The sequence below is a fragment of the Pseudoalteromonas sp. G4 genome (assembly GCF_028875915.1).
GTDB lineage: Bacteria > Pseudomonadota > Gammaproteobacteria > Enterobacterales > Alteromonadaceae > Pseudoalteromonas.
In genome coordinates, this window is the sequence record NZ_JAPEHW010000136.1 from 1 (window position 1) to 3415 (window position 3415).

Consider the following 3415-nt stretch of genomic DNA (forward strand, 5'->3'; position numbering starts at 1 on the left):
AAACAGAGTATGCTTAGACCAAAAAGTGATCAGAGTTTTCACACAGTCTGTGCCATAAACGGACAGTGAGAGCTCCTTATTCAAAGAATAATAGTGGTTGGCTAAAACTACTACTCATAAACAAATCCAACTGTTTACTTGTTCTGATGCATGACTTGTTAAGCATACTACTCAAATTATAAATATCAGAAAAATAAACCAGTTAAGGAAAAGCAGTATACCAATGCTTGCAAAAAAGAGCCCTGCCTTTATGAACTTTAGTTTACTTAGGAGCATCATTATACCCATAGATATTAGCCCTAAATGCACACTAAATTGAATAGCTAAGCCCTTCCATATATCGGGTCCAGAAAATACTTTATTTGGTTTAATAATACTTACAGTATTTTCAGTAACTAACTCATGAAGAGTATCAGCAAAACCAAGTATTCCTAAAGCAAGTATTAATATGAATATTAAACTTTCTACTATTTTATTTTTCACATTACAAAACTTTAAAGTATGCATAATCGCTTATTACCATGACCTTGCAACGTAGCACACTTTTTAAGGTTGGTGTACTCCAACGACCGCTCTTCGCTCATTACTGTCGGATACATAATTAAATTCAGTGGGTTACTTCCGCTTTGTGCCAACAACTGTCATTCGTGACGTCGCATAGTGGGTTAAAATTAGCGAAGAATGAGCGTAAGCCAAGTTTTATGAGTCCCAACCATAATTATTTTGTAAGGTGTTTATACTCAATATTATTACAATACTCTAGTTGCTCTGGAATTGAATTGTACCCTTTGTAGTAGTTGATTCTAAGACGATTTAACATATCAAAATCCAAATTAACTTTGTCTTCTACACCATAATTTTTTAAGGAGTTAAAAAACTCTGATTTACTATGAGGCTCTATCACAACACCAGTTTTTGTATTTAAAATAAAGTACGCAATTTTATTGCTGAGTATGATTTTTTGAGGATGTGTATTAGAGCACCTAGGCAACCTTATTCCGGCAACGATATGATCTACTTGGGCAATATCAACTATTGCACTCTCTATAATTGTTTTTTCATTTCTATGAATATGAAAGTAATCATAACGCCCACTATTCATGAAGTTAAATCCATTTCCGAGACTTTTAGACTCGAAAATAATTGCAGATATAACAGTCCCCACAATAAAAATAATTGGCAATAGAACAAGCGATAATAAAAACCAAAGCCAGATTTTTTTCACCATATTTTGCGTCCCTGCCATAATTCACTCGTTATGTTTTTTGATGTACGACTTTTGAAAATTGATAGTTTAACGTTGCACCGCCACCGAGATTAGTAATATGAAACTCATGAAGAATGCCATTAACCAAACAACATAAGATCCCTATAGAATCATTTAACTTCGGTGGGTAACATATGAATTCAATTTGTGACTTTAAAGCAGTCGTTTGTTTGGCCCCATTTACGACAAACGCAAAATCTTTGAGCTGCTGATTATTAGAATTAACAACCGGCATGCCTTCAAATATTTCAAGCGTTTGAACTTCTGCATCATTAGAGCGTAGTAAATCCAATACCTTGGATCCAATGCGAAGATCTGGAGTCCCACCTTTTAATTTTGCCTCGGGAAGTAAAATTTCGAATGGAGAAAAACCATCAGAAAGTCCTTTTTTTATTTCGGGTTTTGGCTTCTTTTTGAATAATCCAAACACCTATCTCTCCTTTAAGACATAACTTCTTGAAAGTTGTCATATTTATCAAATTTTTAGCAGTTTACATTTTCTAGTCTAAAGCTTGAATACTTACTATACATGCGTTCTGTTTTTCACCAATATAATTAAGTTTTACTTTCGTACCCTTTTCGACATTTGGTCGATAACTCAAACAACTTGTTCCATACATTGCATATCGGATTCTACCTTGGCCTTTGATATGTAGTGTCAAATATCGACTATCGTCGCTCCAGTCTAATAACTTCCCTTCCAATACTTTGAAGTTTCCATTTAAATATTGGATATTCGAATAGACATGTGAAGAAAATGACCAAAAAGGACCAAAACCTATTATTAATGTAGTAACCGCCATTGCTTTATACTTGAAATCATTTGATACAAGGTCGTTTTTATAAATGTATTTATTTATAAAAACTAAAAATATTAACGGGATAATAAAAAGAGGCCATGTAAAGTCAATAAATGATATTTCGTAAATCAATTTTCCGCGAACTCCTTGACTGCTAACAACTTAATATCTACCCAATGGGTCGTTTTCCTGAATATATGAGAAACACATAGTAAGTGGACATAAAATCAGTGTTGAGAATAATTTTCTAATGACCGCTATTCGCTCACTGCAACCAATAGTAATAATAAACTCAGAGGGTTACTTCAATTTTTTGATCTTATAACTGGAACCAGATGCTACAACATTAAATTACAGCCATTCCATTTTTCAAACCTCCTATTTACATAACTAAGATTTTGTTACTTGAACAATACATGCGTTTTGTTTATCAAAAAGAAAGTCAACCTTGATTATCTCACCCTTGTTTATTTTTAGCTTCCTTGTTAAACATTTTGCACCAACTGTTGAATAACGAACCCTATAGCCAAAACCAGTGATAGTAACGTAGCGGTCTTTTTCTATCACACTAATCACTTCACCACTTACTGAGTCATAACTATGATTGTGATAAGCATAGTTAACATAGAAGTGTGAAAAGAATTGATATAACGGGACCCCACTCCAAAACAAAGAAAAAGGAATCAACAATTTGAGTTTTTGCTTTTTACTTAACAGCTCGTTACTGGAAACAAATTTAATTATGAGAAATAGAATTAGTAAATTGACACCAACAATATGCCAAGAGAAGTCTAACAGGTTAATTTTATACAACATCCCTTTCCTAAATTAGGCGCTTTTGGGCTGATATTCTTTGCTGAATAATGAAAAATAACAAGAAAATAAATTGAACAACCTTTATATTTTTCACGTTGATTAAACTTTTATCAACGACAGTTATTCGCTCATTACTGCCGGATACATAATAAAATTCAGGGAGTTACTTCCGTTTTGTGCCATAAGCAATCATTGCTCAAAAATTTCAGCTAAAAGTGTGTAGAAAAGTAATTCTTTTTCTTAAAGGGCGAAGAATTAATTCAGCGACTATAAAACCATATGTAAGGGAAAGAGCTAAATCTGGTATCAATATGCTAATGTCATTCGTGGATGCTGATGACATGACCACAGCATATAAACACCATAATATAGCAGCAGAATAACTATAAGTTATTGCCCCTTTGATTGTCTCTAGTTTAATTCGAGTTGGTTTGTAATCATATACGAAGAAAGCTTTGAAAGATTTTATTAACTCACCTAATTGCGATAATCCAAATGAAAGTACTATCAAAGCAATCAGAATTAAAGCAAA

General features: G+C 33.0%; 3 protein-coding genes. All 3 read right to left on the minus strand.

All coding sequences use genetic code 11. The features are described from left to right. Nucleotides 1-718: 718 nt before the first annotated feature. A complete protein-coding gene (locus tag ON073_RS20125; protein ID WP_274763657.1) occupies nt 719-1246 on the minus strand; it encodes a hypothetical protein in 528 nt (175 codons plus the stop codon). Between the two features lie 10 nt (nt 1247-1256). Further along, on the minus strand, nt 1257-1697 hold the full coding sequence (locus ON073_RS20130; protein ID WP_274763658.1) for a hypothetical protein: 441 nt from the start codon (nt 1695-1697) through the stop codon (nt 1257-1259). 1391 nt (nt 1698-3088) lie between these two features. Continuing rightward, a partial coding sequence (locus ON073_RS20135) for a hypothetical protein (RefSeq protein ID WP_274763659.1) occupies nt 3089-3415 on the minus strand: 327 nt, incomplete at its 5' end.